This window comes from Blautia sp. OF03-15BH (genome assembly GCF_003463065.1).
Lineage (GTDB): Bacteria > Bacillota > Clostridia > Lachnospirales > Lachnospiraceae > Limivivens.
In genome coordinates this window covers 40,868-57,069 of sequence record NZ_QSCM01000006.1, presented here as the reverse complement: position 1 = coordinate 57,069, position 16,202 = coordinate 40,868, and the positions used below count along the sequence as shown (strand labels likewise).

The window sequence follows — 16,202 nt, the reverse complement described above, 5'->3', positions numbered from 1 at the left end:
AGAGTATGGCCTTGTTCCCATTATTTTGTTAATTTGCTGCCGGGTAACTTCCTGCTGTATCTGGACTCCAATAACCTCGAGCGATTTTTCCTTCATAAGGAGAACCACCAGATAACAACTTTCCACTTAACCTGCATAAAGTTCTTTTATAGCCTGCATTCTCATAAATATTTGTTCGTAATCTTCTTTTTGTTCCAGCTGCAATATAAGCCCATCCGCCAATTGTTTCATTATACCATGTTGCACCGTCATAACGATAACCTGCAAATTGAACACCATTAGCAGGTGACATTGTAGGATTTACATAGACTGATGATGAATTATCTTTATAATAGGAACCGGTATTTGCTTCTGATGTATATAAGGAAAACGTATACAATTTATCCGCTGTATCTGCTGAAACCCCCAATGCTGTTCCCATAATTGTAATTGTAGAAATGATAGTGCAGCAAATTCTTCTCACACTTTTATTCTTCATATGCATAATTTCTCCCTTTTCTTATATTAATCCTGCCTTATAAACAAAATCACATTTTCACTTGGTCTTGATTTTACTACTACATTATCATTATCCCTCCTCTATTGTCAGTTATTTTTTATTCTCTTGTTTTGTTGTATCTTCTTTTATTTGCATCCTATCATTGTTTTTATCTTTTGTCAATAACTATTTATTTCATCTAGGTATTTTATCATATTTATATTTGTGCTATATTATATTTATCCAAAAGGAGGGAATCGTTTTTGGCCAGAAACGACAGCTTACGAAGGGGAAATAATATAGAAATGTTGATTTTATCCATTTTGTCAACCGAAGATTGCTATGGATATCAGCTTTCCCTTTTAATCAAAGATTACTCTCAGGGAAAAATATCTCTTCCCGAGGGATCGCTTTACCCAGCTTTATACAAATTAGTAGATAACGGTCTGATATCTGATGAAAAAAGACAGGTCGGCAAGCGACTTACCCGTGTTTATTATCATATGGAACCGGAAGGAAAAGATTATCTGAATCAATTGATTGAAGAATACAATTCTCTTCACTCTGGTATTCAATCAATCCTCAATAAGACAAAGGAAGGAGACGAACTTACTCATGTTTAAAAAACGCAATGATTTTGATCAGTATTTAAAAAATGTTCGGATTTCTTTTCCCGTGTTTCATAAAGCGGAGCGTCGGTTTTTTCAGGATTTTTCCGCTAACGTGCGGGAATACCAGGCTATCCATCCTATGAGTACACTTTCTGATTTAGAAGAAGAGTTTGGACGCCCAAAGGATATCATTATGGATTATTTTTATAATATGAACTCCTCTTCTTATCTTCTCTATATGAAAAGAGCCCGCTATTTAAGGATTATTACGGCTTCTGTTATCATTTTTTTAATTGCAGGTACCATCATAGAAAGTTACTTTTATTATACGTTATACAAAGAATGGGCTACTAATGAAATCAAAAGCGAACAAACCGTTATTTATTATTTAGATGAATAATATTCATTGGAGGGATTTTGTTATGAAAATGTTTAAAAATTTATTATTTGCAATTTTAGGAGTTTTATTCCTGCTTCCTATTTCTGTTTCTGCAAATTCAGCTACATCAGTAACTCTTGAAACTTATCATTTTACAAACGGAGATTATTTGGAAACTATTTTAATTCAAGATGCTTTACCAAGGGCAGCTACATCTACCAGAAGTGGTCAGAAAACTACCTATTACAAATCTGCTTCCGGTACTGTTTTATGGTCCGTAACTGTAAGGGCAAGCTTTTCTTATGTTTATGGAAAATCCAGCACTTGCACCTCTGTTACTGGAAGTTCTGCTTCCAATTCTGCTGCCTGGAAAGTTTCTAATGCATCTACCAGTAAGAGTGGAAACCGCGCAACTGCTACCGCTACTGGTTATCACTATGAAAAGGGGCAGTTATTATCCTCTTATACTCGATCTGTTTCTCTTTCCTGTGATATATACGGATCTTTATCGTAACTTTTTATTTTTCTCCAAAAAAATCTGGGTGAAATCGTTTTTATGGATTTCACCCAGATTTTGCTGATATCCTATCTGGCACTATTCAAATGGAGCTCTAATTATCTATCCGATAACTACTTTTTTCTGTTCGATAAAATCAAGCAAAAAAAGTTACTATACAATACTCATACTTTCTTTCATCCATTCTTCTACTTTATCCCTGCTGATTTTCACCGCTTCTGCAATCTTATCGACAGGAAACCCCGTCTCAGCCAGAGAAAGCGCTGTTTTCTCTGGCTTTCTTTAATTTGCCTTCAGCTACACCAGCTTCAATACCAGCTTCAACACCGGCATCATACTCTGCCTTACGAAGTTTCTGCTCCTCCTCTTCTTTGTTGTACTCAAAAATACTCCGGCAATCACCTCCGCACGATTTGCTCTCAGAATTTTTTCCAAAATGATTTCTGAAATGTATTTAAGATTCGGGAGCCGTTTTCTATATCACTTTATAAACGGGATTCCACATAATCCCGGCCACAGTTTTTGCAGAAGAGAGAATATTTTGGATTGTATTCCCCACAGTCCGGGCAATACCAGTCTCCATTTTCCAGAGGAATTACAGGAACCAGTTTCGGCGGAGCAGCTGTTTTTCCCAGTTCTTCTGTCTGTGCTTCGATCGCCATCGCACCAAGCGGAGCCAGTGAACTGCCCCTCTGCCCGGTACCTGCCAGAGAAGAAGCGATTTTATCAGTAAATTTCAATGAAATCTTGGAACCGCAACGCTGGCAGAACTGTGTTCCCGGAAGATTCTCAAAGCCACATTTTTTACATACGATACACTTTTTCATAGATTTCTTCTCCCTATATCACTCTTGAAAACTATGCCGTATTTACACGATATCCTGTACTATCTTTTTCGCCGTCTCATAAGAATCCTTCTCCACATAAACGCCGCTCTCATTCTTATGCTCAATTCCCGACACCACAGTCCGGTAAAAAATCATATGCACCAGATCGGAGAAAAAGTTAGATTTGATGGGTTCTACAGAATAGTTAATCTGATTCTGGTCCAGTCTTTTTTTGATCTGGATCATCTGCGGCGTGTCCTGTATCGTACATAATAATTTCTTCATACCTGATCTCCTTTCTGTTTTTTCACAATTTACTTTTATTTTATAAGTTTTCCGATATTTCTATATCTATATCTTATCATCGGGCTTATCTGTTGTCAATCAGATATCATTCTTTTTACCAGGCATCGTTTCCTGAAAAATGCGATCCCATAGTAGAAAATCTCGTCATATTCTTCTTCATAATCCTTCGCATACATTTTTTTATCAATCTGCTGCAAAGCTTTTTCACAGTCCTTTTCCATATCCTCTATTGTATGGAAATATTTCGCCTCAAAGACTGCCACACGGCCTTCTATCGGGTCATAAACAACCACGTCTCTTCTGCCTTCCCCATGCTCCCGATTTGATTCCACCGTGTAACCCGCTCCAATCCATGAAACAGAGCCTGGCTGTCTTTTCGAATATCAAAAAATGCTGCCAGCATGCTCATTCCCAGTATTTTTCCAAAACATCCCGGCCGGGTAATCAATGTCACCTTAGCCACGCCTGTACCCAGGAGTTCCCGGATCAGACCCGATTTATCAATATAATAATATCCATCCTTCCGGATCTCCGAAAAATCCGAAATACCTGCAGGAATTTTCAGTTCAGACATCTCATTTCCCCCTTCCACAGGCAATCTTAAGTTTACCATATCATGAAGATCGGGCTTTTATAAGCAAATAGATAATTTGCTTTTCTGCAAAAATTCTCCTTGTGAAACGCACCCTGAAAGCGTATCATATTAAGAAAAACTACCGGAGGTCTGCCCATGTTCCAGAAATCTTTTCCTCTTACCGATAAAACCTGTTTTCTCTATGGAAATCCCCAGCCATCCCACCTTCTGATCCAGCCCGTCGGGGCTCAGGATCTTTCCGGCGGACTGGAAAAAGAGGTTGCCTGCCTGAAAAAAATGGCTGGAGAAGATTTTCTTCTTGCGGCCTTTGAGATCAGAAACTGGAATCAGGAGCTCTCTCCCTGGGAAGCTCCGCCTGTCTGGGGGACAGAAGCTTTTGGAAACGATGCCGCAGAGACTCTGGATTTTATCCTCAGAGATCTCCTGCCGGAGCTGAAACGCCGCTTCTCTCTTTCCTCAGAGCTTCCGGTAATTCTGGGCGGTTATTCCCTTGCGGGACTTTTTTCCCTCTGGGCCGCTTACCAGACAGATGTTTTCTCCGGCATTGCCGCTGTCTCTCCCTCTGTCTGGTTTCCGGGCTGGATGGAGTACGCCCTTTCCCATCCCATCCAAACCGGACGCATCTATCTCAGCCTCGGTGATAAAGAAGAACGTACAAAGAATCAGACCATGAAGACCGTCGGAGACAATATCCGTAAGCTTTATCAGCATTATTCTGCTCCGGACTCTGTCTTATCCTGCACAGAAGAGCTTCACCATCCACAGCCGGAGGAACAGCCTTCCACTCGACATTTTCTTCTCTCCTGCACTCTGGAATGGAATCCCGGCGGACATTTCCAGCACCCGGAAGAACGGACCGCGCAGGGGTTTGCATGGAGTATATCATAGCTATCCGTCCCTTTTCCCAAAAAACAGAACTGATAAGCCATTCCTATAATCAAAAAGCTTCCATACCGCAACGGGATTCCATCCCCTGGTACAGAAGCTTTTCCTTTTTTATAATTTAAAACACCGCTCAATATCCCTGATATTTCCGAGCACCAGCATGGTCGCATCATCGCCGAGAAGGGTACCAGGTGTGATGCCAAGATCCATCCGGCCATCCTCTTTCAAGGCCATGATATTGATCTTGTACTTTCTCCGGATATCCAGCTGGCCTACGGTTTTTCCTAGCCACTCCTCCGGGATCGTTACTTCAAAGATCGCATGCTCGTCATCCAGCTCAATGTAATCCAGGATATGGTCTGCGCTATACCTGATAGCGGTCCAGGCTGCCAGCTGCTTCTCCGGATAAACCACTTCATCTGCACCGTTTCTTAAAAGGAACTTTGCATGCACATCTCTGGCTGCTCTGGATACCACCATTTTCGCCCCCAGCTCCTTCAGAAGGGAGGTCGCTTCCAGGGAACTCTGAAAATTATCTCCGATCGCCACAATACATACATCGAAATTACTTACTCCAAGAGAACTTAAGAAAGCCTCGTTGGTGGCATCTCCGATCTGGGCATTCGTCACATAGGGAAGTGCTGCCTCCACCCGTCTTTCTTCTTTATCTACTGCCATGATCTCATGATGAAGTTCATCCAGTTTCATGGCCACATGTCTTCCAAATCTTCCTAATCCAATCAGTAAAATTGACTTTTTCATAACTGCTTATAAATCCTCCATTCCTGTTTTCATCCTTCTCACGTTCCCCGTGATCCGATGCCATGGCTCCGACGGATCAAAGATCCAACCGTTTTCCCACTCTTCTTTTTCACCTGTTAACCGACCGTGATCTTCTCCTCCGGGAATCTCGCCGCATCTCTTCGTTTCTCAGAGACTGCCGCAAAGATCAGAGTCAGACCGCCGACCCTTCCCAAAAACATCAGTCCGATAAGAATGGCTCTTGATACACCGCCAAGCGTCGGTGTCGCACCGAGGGAAAGCCCTACCGTTCCCACTGCAGAAGCCGTCTCAAAAAGAGCGGTCTTCATGGAAATCCCTTCGATCACACTGATCGCAATTCCTCCGGTAAGGAAAAGTGTCAGATACATAAGAAGAATCGTGGCTGCATTTTTTATTGTTTCGTCAGTGATCCTTCTTCCAAAGAAATGAACATGCTCTTCATGTACAAACACAGAAAGTGCCGATCCGTAAAGGACTGCCAGTGTTGTCGTCTTCAGACCACCTGCAGTTGATCCCGGAGAACCACCGATCAGCATGAGAAACACCATCAGAACCTGTCCACCCTCTCCCATTTTGGAAAGATCCGTTGTATTAAATCCGGCCGTTCTCGGCGTTACCGCCTGGAAAAGTGAAGCCAGGAATCTATCTTTTACCGAAAGATCTGCATATTCCATAAAGAAATAAAACACTGCAGGCACCAGGATCAGAGCTGCTGATGTTACCAGGACCACCTTTGTCTGCAGCCGGTATTTCTTAAACTGGAGACCTTTTTCCTGCATATCTTTCCACACAAAGAAACCGATTCCGCCGGTAATGATCAGTGCCATGATCACAAGATTCACCACCGGCTGCCCCTGATAGGCGGTCAGAGAAGAAAATTTTTCCCTGAATCCCATCAGATCAAAACCTGCATTGCAAAACGCCGAAACCGAATGGAAAAGTGCATACCAGAGTCCTTTTCCAACTCCCATTTCCCCACAGAAGACAAAGGCCAGAAAAACGGCACCCGTAAGTTCCATTACCAGAGTTGCCCGGAGAATAAATCCGGTCATCCGCACGATTCCTCCCATCTGCGGGGCAGAGATCGAATCCTGCATCGTACTTCTCTGCATCAGCCCGATCTTTCTTCCGGACAGCGATGTGATGAAGACCGCTACCGTAACCACTCCCATACCGCCGATCTGGATCAGCAAAAGGATCACTGCCTGACCGAAAACAGACCAGTAAGTAGCCGTATCCTGCACAACCAGCCCTGTCACGCAGGCTGCCGAAGTTGCCGTAAAAAGTGCATCCGCAAAGCTTGCTCCCCTTCCGTCTCTGGTTGCCCAGGGAAGCATAAGGATCAGACTTCCTGCCAGAATCAGAATTGCAAAACCTAAGATAATCACCTGAAAGGATCTGATATGACGATGGGGCTTTCTGTTTTCTTCCATCCCCTTCATACCACCGGAACCATTGATCCCGCTCATTCCTTTCCAGTTTCCGGACGCTCTCCCGCCGGAATCCTTGATACTTCCGTATCCTCCTTTTTCCATAATTGCCATAAAATCTCCATTCTATCCATTCACCCATCTGTGATACCTTCACAGTGGCTTCCGGACATATATCTGTTTACAGTAAATCCAAAGAAGCAAAAGCTTCATCCGAAAGAAGTGCCCCTTCCGTCTCTACCACCTTCGCAGATACCCGGTTTGCTGTGGCAATAGCTTCTTCTATAGTCTTGCCACACTGAAGTCCGGCAATCACCGCACCGATATGCGAGTCTCCGGCTCCAATGGTATCCAACTGTTCTGCAGGTACCCCGGGAATAGTTTCTTCTTTTTCTCCATCATAATAATAACAGCCGTCTGCTCCCAGAGTAACGATCACCGTATTTTGCGTAAACCGATGAATTTCCTCTGCTGCCGCCTTCAGCTCTTCTTTTCCAGTATAAGAAGTGATCTCCTGCTGATTCAGATGAAGAATGGGATGCAGGGCAAAAACCCGTTCCAACCGCTTTGGATCCAACAGTGTGATTCTCGGACCCGGAGCAAAAAATACGGTAAACTCCGGATGCTCCTCCAGATAAGAAAGGATATTCGTTCCGGTCTCTTCTTCAATCTCCAGACCGCAAATGTATACGCTGTCGATTTCAGAGGCATCCAGAGTATCAAACCATTCCTTTTGAAAGCGATACTCAGCCCCATGATAACAGGCAAAGGTTCTCTCTCCGTCATCTTCCACAAAACAGTAACAGCAGCCGTTTTCTGTCTCCGGCTTCGGCACCGGAGAAACGATTCCTCTCTCTGCCAGTGCATTCCTTACAAAATCTCCATACGCCCCGGTTCCCACTGGGAAAAAAGGAATATACGGAACTTTAAAATGCCGGATCGTATCCGACGCATTATAGGCACAGCCTCCCAGTGACATTTTCTGTGATGTTACATGCACATCCTCGCTCTTCTCCGGTAAGTGAGGCAGATGGATCACCACATCCACCACCGCCGAGCCGATCACCAGTACTTTCTTCATTCTAACAACCTCCAGGTCATTTTTATCAACCATAACATTCTATCACGTTTGCCACTGTCTGCCTACAGAAAATTTCCCGGTACAGTGAAAAACAGATACCTCAAGGACATCCGTTCTTTTGTTTTTACCGTACAATTCGCTGTGGCATGAAATTTATAAATATGGTATGCTTTACTGGAACAAAGCAGAAAAGAAAGTGAGGTTTTCCTCTATGAAAACAATTCAAATAAGAAACATCACCATCGGCGAGGGCCGTCCAAAGATCTGCGTTCCTGTCGTGGGACAGACGGAAGAAGACATTCTCCGGGAGGCTGCCGGGTTTGCTTCTCTTCCTGTCGATGTTGTGGAATGGCGGGCTGACTGGTTTCAGGATGTTTTTGACACTGAAAAAGTCCTGCACACGGCAAAAGCTCTGCGTTCTGTTCTCGGTGAGCTTCCTCTTCTTTTTACCTTCCGCACGGCAAAGGAAGGTGGCGAAAAAGAAATTTCCGCTGAAGCTTACAGAAAATTGAATCTCACGCTGGCAGCCAGTGGTTTCGTGGATCTCATCGATGTGGAACTCTTCTCCGGAGACGAGCTGGTAAAAGAACTCATCCGGGAGGCTCACAGCCATGGAGTAAAAGTCATCGCTTCCAATCATGATTTTCACAAAACGCCCTCTAAAGAAGAACTCATCCATCGTCTGCGTCTGATGCAGGATTTTGATGCCGATCTGCCAAAAATTGCCGTCATGCCAACCTGCCGCCAGGATGTTCTCACGCTCCTGAGTGCTACTCTGGAAATGGCAGAAACCTATGCAGACCGTCCCATCATCACTATGTCCATGTCCGGAACCGGTGTGATCAGCCGCCTTACCGGAGAATTTTTTGGCTCTGCTCTGACCTTCGGAGCCGCCAAAAAAGCCTCTGCTCCCGGTCAGATCCCTGTATCTGAACTGGAGACTGTTCTCTCTGTGATCCATAAGAGTTGCTGAGTAACTCAGAATTTGGAAAAGTCCTATGTTTCACGTGAAACATAGGACTCTCTTTCTGTGAAACACCGCACAATGTTTCACGTGAAACATAATTATAATTGCAAATGATTTTTTCTGAAACCTCTATCTTCTTTCAGACCAGGTGATCACCTTTCTCACCAGTTCTTCGCAGATTTCTTTTTTATTCTTTCCATCTGTCTCAATGATGATGTCTGCCGCCGCTTCATATTTTTCACGACGTTTCTCCATCAGTTCTGCAATAAATTCTACGTTCTTATTTTTCTCCAGCAAAGGTCTATCATGGTTGTCCTTCGTTCTTTGAAGAACGGTTTCCGGGCAAGCAGTCAACAGAACAGTACAGCCGCTTTTCTTCATCTCTGCCACATTACATTCCCGCATAGGCGTTCCGCCACCACAGGAAACCACCACTCTGGAACGCGACTCCATCTCTTTGAGAAGTTTTGTCTCAAGCTCCCGGAAATAAGCCTCTCCATGAACTTTAAAGATATCTGAAATACTCATGCCTTCCCGCTTTGCAATGATCTGATCCATCTCTATTACTTCCATGGATAATTCCCGATTCAAAAAATCTGCCACCGTGGATTTTCCACAGCCCATGAAACCAATAAGAAAAATATTCTGATCCAGCAGCTTTTCCGCCTGAATCTTCTTCGCTCCCTTATAAATGCTGAAAAACACATCTTCTATTTCCTGTTTATAGGCCTTTCCCATTGTCTCACTTTTCAGCCATTTCTGAATTTCCATCTCCTGCTCTCTCTGAAAAAATGGAAGACCATGCTCTTTCTTATATAAAGTGATCTCTTCTATCCCTTTGTTTCTCTCAAGAAGTGCCTCAAGAATTGCAGCATCACACTGACGGATCTTATTTTTTAATCTATCCAGTTCGTTCATGTTTTTTTCCTCTCTGATGTCACCTTACTTGAAACCTATTTTACCACATATCATCTCAAAATAACAATTGTTTCATTTACAGAATGCACTTCCTGCAAACCAGAAAAAATCCCCTGCCGACACCCTATCAGGTGCCCGGCAAGGGACTTAACTGATTCATCTTACCATTGTCCGGAAATTTCCATGCGGCAATGGATAAACTTTATCTCCTGCTGCTGATTTTCAGCGAACAATCCATTCTATCGTTCTCTGCGATTACTCCAGGATCATCATGGAATACGGAGCCAGTGTCAGAGTCTGACCATCAAAGCTGCTTGCCTCGTCTGTTGCAGACTGGTATACCGTCTTTGTAAATTCGCCGTAATTCGGATCTGCAGCAATTTCCTGTGTCTGCTCTTTTCCTGTCAGGTTAATGACTACCAGCACACGCTGATCTTCTGTCATACGAACGTAAGAAATCAGTTCCTGTGTATCCATATCGTATTCATCAATGTCGCCGTTCATCAGAGCCGGAATCTCTTTTCTTGTCTTTATTACTTCTTTATAATGTGCCAGCATTGATTCCGGATCATCCTGCTGAACTTCTACCGATGCATTTCCGCCCAGGCTGTAACGTACCGTATCATAATTTGCCAGACCGTCTTTCGGCATTCCACCTTCGAAAGGCTTCTCAAACCATGCCATACATTCACGGATACTGGAATCCGGTTTCGCACCGTTCATTCCGATCTCTTCTCCATAATAGAGGAAGGGTTTGCCCGGAAGTGTCAGCAGAAGATCTGCCGCTACTTTCGCATGGCTTTCTGCTTTTTCTGCATCGTCTCTCGGAACCGGATTTCCATTTGCATCCAGCTGAACAGATGCGGTCAGAATATCATCCGCAGTCTCATCAAATTTATATCTCAGAAGGCTGATCAGACGGTTCTGGTCATGGTTGGTAATGAACGGGCAGTCAATGAATTCGTAATTGGAACCTTCGCCTAGTTTGTTGTAATAGCTGATCAGACCCTTTACGATATCAAGATCATTCGTATCGCTCAAACGGTTGGTCTCTGATGCCTGTTCCGTATCATAAGCAGTTGTTTCATTGGAAACTGCCTCATAGATTTTTCCGGAAAGATTGAAATCAAACACGCTATGCAGTCCACCATCTGTAAGGAACGGAACTACATTGTCCACATTTTTCTCCCAAACTTCACCTACCAGATAAACATCCGGATGCTCTGCTTCCAGAGACGCACGGAAATCTTTCCAGTAGTCCATATTTTTCTCAAAAATATAATCGGAATAAATGTTGGAATAATAATCGCCGTAAATATGACGTGCTGCATCCAGTCGGAAACCATCCACTCCGGCATCCAGCCAGAAATCAGCTACATCTTTCATTTCCTGTCGAAGTGCCTCACTCTCATAATTCAGATCAGGCATTCCTGATGAGAAAATACCAATGTAGTCATAACCTGAAACAACACTGCCATCTTCCGGAAGTGCTCCCCACTTCTTCATTTGTTCTGCGGTTTCATCTGTATTTCTCCATACCGTATTTTCCGGTCCGGTTGTTCCATTATCATAGAGAGGATACTGTGGTTCATATCCATCCATACTTCCGTGTTCTTTTAAGTAATCCGCTTCCTCCTGATGAATTTCATCTGCGGTTTTTTCTACAAAGTTGGAATCTGCCGGAACGAATGTGAAATAGTCCCAGTATGGGTTGGCGCTGCCATCCTCAAGGGTCGGTCCTTTGAGTGCTTCCTGGAACCAGACATTGGACCAGCTGCAGTGATTTACTACCAGATCCATGATAACTTCAATACCATATTCATGGCAGGTTGCCAGCATGCTCTGGAAATCTTCCATGGTTCCATAATCGCTGTTTACTTCATAATAGTTCCGCACATCATATCCATGCTGACTTGAAGAATCCGTGATCGGCATCAGCCAGATTCCCGTAATTCCCAGATCTGCCAGATACGGGATCTGCTCTTCTATTCCCTTAAAATCACCGATATGGTCTCCATTTGAATCCCGGAATGCACGTACAAAGATTTCATAGTATACGTCACCTTCCTGTTCATCAATCACCCCGTCTTTTGCCGTAAATGCCGGTGATTCTCCTGCAAATACAACCGTCTGACCGCCAAATGTCATGATCGCAGCAAGTCCTGCAGACAAAAGTCGTTTTTCCCACTTCCTTTTTTTGCACATATTCTTTTCCTCCTTATCGAACTTACATAGTGAAATGGTTTTTTCAGTAAGCTTTGTTGAGGGTATTCTATCTGAAAATCTTTCCAATGTCGATGTTGTTTTTTTACACGCCAGATAGCTTTCATTGGTATATATTACTATATTTCAATATGAATGCCTGAGGTTTTTGTGCATTATAGATACATTTAAATATTGTGGTACAAAAAAACGACATACCTGTTACTGATTTAATCCGCTTTGCGGAATCCGGAAACCAATTACCGTTTTCGTATATGGTGTACTCTCGATAAAAATTTCTACCTGCTCATGGAAGTACAGCTGCATCCGGCGAAATACATTGATCAGGCCAATTCCCGTTGTCTGAGCCTCCTGCGATACACTCTGAGCCACAGTCCGCAGCTCCCTGACCTTTTCCTCTGTCATTCCCGGTCCGTCATCCTCCACATAAATAAGTACGCTGTCTCCTTCTTTCTTTATATGACAACAAAGCTGAATACCTCTGGCACAGCAATCTACACCATGAGTGACTGTATTTTCCACAAGAGGCTGCAGGACCATAAACGGCACATACAAAGAATGACACTGCGGATCACAATTCAGCTGATATCGGAAACGACTGCCAAACCGGAGTTCCTGGATGTCCAGATAATTCTTGATCTGCTGCAGTTCCTGTTGGATAGTCACGATTTCTCCCTCCTGATCCAACACGCTGCGCAGATAACGGGCGATTGCTTCCGTGATATGCTGCGTCTGCGAAGCCTTTTCCATATACGCCTGTTTCGCAATCATATTCATGCAGTTAAACAGAAAATGCGGGTTGATCTGATTCTGGAGAGATTTCAGTTCCAGCTGCACATTTCGATACTCCAGCTGTAATCTTTTTTCATTTGCCTCTTTCCGTTCCAGTTCTATTTTCTGCTGCTGTTTTAACCGTTCGATCTGTCTCTTTATCGTTTCTACCATATGATAAAAGGAATCCACCAGGACACCCGTTTCATCCTTCTGTGTCCCATACCACCGGGGGAGATCCCATATATTCTGCATTACCAGATTTGCCATTTCTGTGAGATGCACAATCGGTCGCACAATATTGCGGATTCTGAGGAAAACCAGAACTCCCAGCAAAATGATCACGCTGCAGAACGCGGTCAGCATCATGCGCTGGCTCTCTGCCTGCCGCTCTCCGACTTCTTTCATATTCTGTACAGATAAGCGTTCAATGGACTGTTGGGCATAGATGGTGTACTTGTTTAAAAGAGTATTCATATAGGAAAAATCCTGATAAGCCTGCCGTGCCTCCTGCGTTTCTCCGCTTTTTGTCTTATCCATGATCAGCCTTCCCTGCTCGGAAAGATTTTCGGACAGATAGATCAGGTTTTCTACATAGGGATCCGGAAATGCTTCATAAATTTTTCCGGCACTCTGCATCAGTTCTTCGCTGCTTTCTGTATACTCTTCTTCGCATTTTTGGTTATCCGGCATATTGGAATACTGCTGCAAGGCCGAACTGTACTCTGTCAGAGCGTTTGTATACAGAGACATCAGATGATTTTTTTCGATCAGTGTCGTATATTCTTTGTTTATCACATCAGACAGATAAAAATTTCCAAAGGAAAAAATCAGAGATGTCAGAATGATCATGCTTACCAGCAAAGTCAGTTTTGCCTGTAAAGTATGGAATTTTTTACCTTTCATCTTCTATTCTCCTTCGATACTCATTCACGGTAAGTCCTGTTGTTTTTCGGAAGAGAGCGCAAAAATATGTTTTGCTGGTATAGCCGCACTTCTCCGTCAGTTCACGAATCGTAATCTCATGTTTTTCCGCAATCAGTTCCTTCGCGTGGTTCATTCTGAATTCCGTCAGGAGTGACACAAAATTTTTTCCCGTTTTATTTTTAAAAATACGGCTGAAGTATGTCTGCGTCATGCCCATCCGCTGTGCGATTTCCGCCTGCGACAGATCTGATGCGTATTCTGTTCTCATGATCTCAAGGATCTGCTCCATGGATGCATCTGAACTTTCCTCTTCTGTCGTCCGACAGTCCTCAAAAATCTGATGGATCATTTCCTGCTGTTCCTTCGGATCCTCTATAAATCCTTCACGGCTGATTTTTTCCATTACAAACGAAAGATCCTGACTGTCAGAAAATGTAACAAGCGCATCAAATAAAATACGAAGATATTCCCAGAATTTCTGCGGTTCCCTCTGCGCATAATCACGCAATTCCGAGAGAAGCATATTTTCCAGATACCGGATCCGGTTGTCCTGCAAAAAGCGGATCATCTTCTGCATATGAAAGGCATAACGGTCTCTTGAAAACGCTCTCGGACACTGTTCCATCTGCGTATAGCAGATGAAATCCCGGCTGATCACGGGCAGCAGCGACAGATCTTCCGGAATCCGGACCCCTGAAGCTTTCATCTGATCCAACGAGGCTGATACCGGACTGACATAACAAGGCTGTTTCTGTCCGGTCAGCTGCTTCAGCGACCAGATCGCACACCGCAGCATGGTATACAGTAAAAACAGCTCTCTTTTCTTCTGTGGCTGAACAAAAAGAAGAATTTTGTCAGATTCCAGCCTCACGAACACAAAAAATTCCTGTTGAAAAATCTGGCAGACAGAGGAATAGATTTCCAGTGCTTCTTTTTCATCCATCCCTTCAGGCATACTCCATGTCTGAGCGATCCAGCACGCCTGCCACTGTCCGTTCTCCGGAAATCCAATCTCTTTCAACCGGGGAAATACCTGTTCATTCCCGTCCATCATCCATTGCAATAAGCCCCGATCCGCCTCATATCTGGTCTGGATCATATGTTCTTCCAGTCTCTGCTCTTTTTCCTTTCGTTTTTCCTTCTTTTCAAGGATCAGAATGCATCGGTCCAGTACGGAAAGTATCTGCGCCTCCCCTGTCGGTTTCAGCAGATAATCCACTACATTGAGCTTGATCGCCAGATACGCATACTGAAATATGGAATACGATGTACTGATGATGATCAGCCCTTCATATCCTTCCTGCCGTAGTTCCTGACACAGTTCCAGGCCGGTTCGCTCAGGGATCTGAATATCTACGATCAGAATATCCGGCCGGTATTGCTTTGCCATCTCCAGTGCACTGTTTCCATCCCCGGCTTCAAAAACGACTTGCAGAACTGGTCTGTTTTCTTTTATGATCATTCGGAGAGCCTGACGTTCGATCACCTCATCCTCCACAATCCCTACCGTATAATATTTATTCATCTGCATGTTTCTCCCCCTCCGGAAGCGGAAGATCTTTCTGGCTGATAACAGAGCAGTCTATATAAACAGCATCTTCCTCCGGTACTTCTCCCTTTGCCAGACACGCGGCAATCTCTGCGCTTTTATGGCCGATCTCATAACTCTGCTGTACCACGATCGCATCCACAGCCCCTTCTTCCAGAAGTTCCACCATCTTTTCAGAACGATCGAATGTAATGAGATGAACCTTCTGTTCCAGCTGCTTTTGTTTCAGAATCTGCGCATACAGCGTAGTTTCCGATTCCATCAGTCCAAAGATCGCCTGTATATCTGAATTTTCCATAAGTAATTCTTCAAGGCTAAAGTTTGACATTCGCTCGGAATACCATGGCGTCTCTGTAAATTTGATCTCTACCTCCGGCCATTTCTGCTTCAACGCCTCACAGATTCCATGAAAGCGCTCGGAAACGGCAGCGACATCCTCATTGTCCTGAAGCACAACCGCTCCGCCGTCAATCCCATACAGCTGATCCAGTGTCTCTACCGCCAGATATCCCGCCTGTCTGTTATCTGTTCCCACATAGACGTCACGCAGTTCCTTTCCCGCATCCGAATCTACCAGAATGATCTTCATTCCTTTCTCCCGCGCTTTCTCTACTACTTCCGCGTCGGGAAGATTTCCGTCTGCAATAATCACATCCGCTCCGGACATCAGTACCAGATTCCACGCGTCTTTTGCATTCCATGTCATTGCATCCTGATCTTGCAGAGAAATATCAATATCGAAAAAAGAAAGACCTTCTTCCTTACAGCCATCCTCAATTCCCCGCAGTATTTCCTGCCAGTAGGTTGATTTTGATGAAAGGATCCCTGCAATTCGCGGTGTTGCTGCTTCTGCTTTCTGAACGCCCGCGATCGGCAGAACACTGCAAAGCACACTGCTTATTATTGCTATGAGTTTCCATTTCCTCAATCTCTTCATCGTGCGATTTCATCCTCC

General features: G+C 44.0%; 18 protein-coding genes. 5 read left to right on the top strand and 13 right to left on the bottom strand.

Annotated elements, in window-relative coordinates; genetic code table 11:
- Window positions 1-28: 28 nt before the first annotated feature.
- Entirely contained in the window at window positions 29-478 is a 450-nt protein-coding gene (locus DXA57_RS17120) for a hypothetical protein (RefSeq protein ID WP_147345669.1), read from the bottom strand.
- Between the two features lie 263 nt (window positions 479-741).
- Here DXA57_RS17120 and DXA57_RS08345 point away from each other — a divergent pair, with 263 nt between their 5' ends.
- The 3 genes from DXA57_RS08345 to DXA57_RS17115 are packed head-to-tail and all read left to right on the top strand — an operon-like array spanning window position 742 to window position 1,982.
- Window positions 742-1,101: a PadR family transcriptional regulator gene (locus DXA57_RS08345; protein ID WP_243005750.1), complete on the top strand. Its 360-nt coding sequence runs from the start codon at window positions 742-744 to the stop codon at window positions 1,099-1,101.
- Entirely contained in the window at window positions 1,094-1,489 is a 396-nt protein-coding gene (locus DXA57_RS08340) for a DUF6120 family protein (RefSeq protein WP_117766512.1), read from the top strand. The genes DXA57_RS08345 and DXA57_RS08340 overlap by 8 nt, the downstream gene beginning before the upstream one ends.
- A gap of 22 nt (window positions 1,490-1,511) precedes the next feature.
- The gene (locus tag DXA57_RS17115) at window positions 1,512-1,982 is read left to right on the top strand and encodes a hypothetical protein (RefSeq protein ID WP_147345668.1); all 471 of its coding nucleotides are present in this window, start codon (window positions 1,512-1,514) and stop codon (window positions 1,980-1,982) included.
- A gap of 488 nt (window positions 1,983-2,470) precedes the next feature.
- Here DXA57_RS17115 and DXA57_RS08330 read toward each other — a convergent pair whose 3' ends face one another.
- From DXA57_RS08330 to DXA57_RS08315, 4 genes are all read right to left on the bottom strand, one after another.
- Window positions 2,471-2,812, bottom strand: a complete 342-nt coding sequence (locus tag DXA57_RS08330) for a zinc-ribbon domain-containing protein (RefSeq protein WP_243005749.1) — start codon at window positions 2,810-2,812, stop codon at window positions 2,471-2,473.
- Window positions 2,813-2,854: 42 nt separating this feature from the next.
- On the bottom strand, window positions 2,855-3,097 hold the full coding sequence (locus DXA57_RS08325) for a hypothetical protein (RefSeq protein ID WP_117766508.1): 243 nt from the start codon (window positions 3,095-3,097) through the stop codon (window positions 2,855-2,857).
- A 95-nt stretch (window positions 3,098-3,192) separates the two neighbouring features.
- The gene (locus DXA57_RS08320) at window positions 3,193-3,411 is read right to left on the bottom strand and encodes a PD-(D/E)XK nuclease domain-containing protein (protein WP_330423234.1); all 219 of its coding nucleotides are present in this window, start codon (window positions 3,409-3,411) and stop codon (window positions 3,193-3,195) included.
- The gene (locus DXA57_RS08315; protein WP_158571269.1) at window positions 3,390-3,692 is read right to left on the bottom strand and encodes an AAA family ATPase; all 303 of its coding nucleotides are present in this window, start codon (window positions 3,690-3,692) and stop codon (window positions 3,390-3,392) included. Before DXA57_RS08315 ends, DXA57_RS08320 begins: the two co-directional genes overlap by 22 nt.
- A 156-nt stretch (window positions 3,693-3,848) precedes the next feature.
- Between DXA57_RS08315 and DXA57_RS08310 the strand changes: the two genes are divergently transcribed.
- Window positions 3,849-4,601: an alpha/beta hydrolase-fold protein gene (locus DXA57_RS08310; RefSeq protein WP_117766504.1), complete on the top strand. Its 753-nt coding sequence runs from the start codon at window positions 3,849-3,851 to the stop codon at window positions 4,599-4,601.
- A 108-nt stretch (window positions 4,602-4,709) separates the two neighbouring features.
- Here DXA57_RS08310 and DXA57_RS08305 read toward each other — a convergent pair whose 3' ends face one another.
- From DXA57_RS08305 to DXA57_RS08295, 3 genes are all read right to left on the bottom strand, one after another.
- Complete coding sequence (locus DXA57_RS08305) at window positions 4,710-5,360, bottom strand: potassium channel family protein (RefSeq protein ID WP_117766502.1); 651 nt, start codon at window positions 5,358-5,360, stop codon at window positions 4,710-4,712.
- A gap of 116 nt (window positions 5,361-5,476) precedes the next feature.
- The gene (locus DXA57_RS08300) at window positions 5,477-6,814 is read right to left on the bottom strand and encodes a TrkH family potassium uptake protein (protein ID WP_117766786.1); all 1,338 of its coding nucleotides are present in this window, start codon (window positions 6,812-6,814) and stop codon (window positions 5,477-5,479) included.
- A gap of 178 nt (window positions 6,815-6,992) precedes the next feature.
- On the bottom strand, window positions 6,993-7,892 hold the full coding sequence (locus tag DXA57_RS08295) for a PfkB family carbohydrate kinase (RefSeq protein WP_117766500.1): 900 nt from the start codon (window positions 7,890-7,892) through the stop codon (window positions 6,993-6,995).
- A 211-nt stretch (window positions 7,893-8,103) separates the two neighbouring features.
- Here DXA57_RS08295 and aroD point away from each other — a divergent pair, with 211 nt between their 5' ends.
- On the top strand, window positions 8,104-8,865 hold the full coding sequence (gene aroD, locus DXA57_RS08290) for a type I 3-dehydroquinate dehydratase (RefSeq protein WP_117766784.1): 762 nt from the start codon (window positions 8,104-8,106) through the stop codon (window positions 8,863-8,865).
- 123 nt (window positions 8,866-8,988) lie between these two features.
- Here aroD and DXA57_RS08285 read toward each other — a convergent pair whose 3' ends face one another.
- The 5 genes from DXA57_RS08285 to DXA57_RS08265 all read right to left on the bottom strand — a co-directional run bounded on the left by DXA57_RS08285 (window position 8,989) and on the right by DXA57_RS08265 (window position 16,184).
- Window positions 8,989-9,777 carry a shikimate kinase gene (locus DXA57_RS08285; protein ID WP_117766498.1) on the bottom strand — a complete coding sequence of 263 codons (789 nt, stop codon included), beginning with the start codon at window positions 9,775-9,777 and terminating at the stop codon, window positions 8,989-8,991.
- A gap of 255 nt (window positions 9,778-10,032) precedes the next feature.
- On the bottom strand, window positions 10,033-11,982 hold the full coding sequence (locus tag DXA57_RS08280) for an alpha-amylase family glycosyl hydrolase (protein WP_117766496.1): 1,950 nt from the start codon (window positions 11,980-11,982) through the stop codon (window positions 10,033-10,035).
- A gap of 219 nt (window positions 11,983-12,201) precedes the next feature.
- Window positions 12,202-13,677, bottom strand: a complete 1,476-nt coding sequence (locus DXA57_RS08275; RefSeq protein WP_117766494.1) for a sensor histidine kinase — start codon at window positions 13,675-13,677, stop codon at window positions 12,202-12,204.
- Entirely contained in the window at window positions 13,667-15,229 is a 1,563-nt protein-coding gene (locus tag DXA57_RS08270; protein WP_117766492.1) for a response regulator, read from the bottom strand. Before DXA57_RS08270 ends, DXA57_RS08275 begins: the two co-directional genes overlap by 11 nt.
- The gene (locus DXA57_RS08265) at window positions 15,216-16,184 is read right to left on the bottom strand and encodes a sugar ABC transporter substrate-binding protein (protein ID WP_117766782.1); all 969 of its coding nucleotides are present in this window, start codon (window positions 16,182-16,184) and stop codon (window positions 15,216-15,218) included. The genes DXA57_RS08270 and DXA57_RS08265 overlap by 14 nt, the downstream gene beginning before the upstream one ends.
- Between the last annotated feature and the right edge of the window lie 18 nt (window positions 16,185-16,202).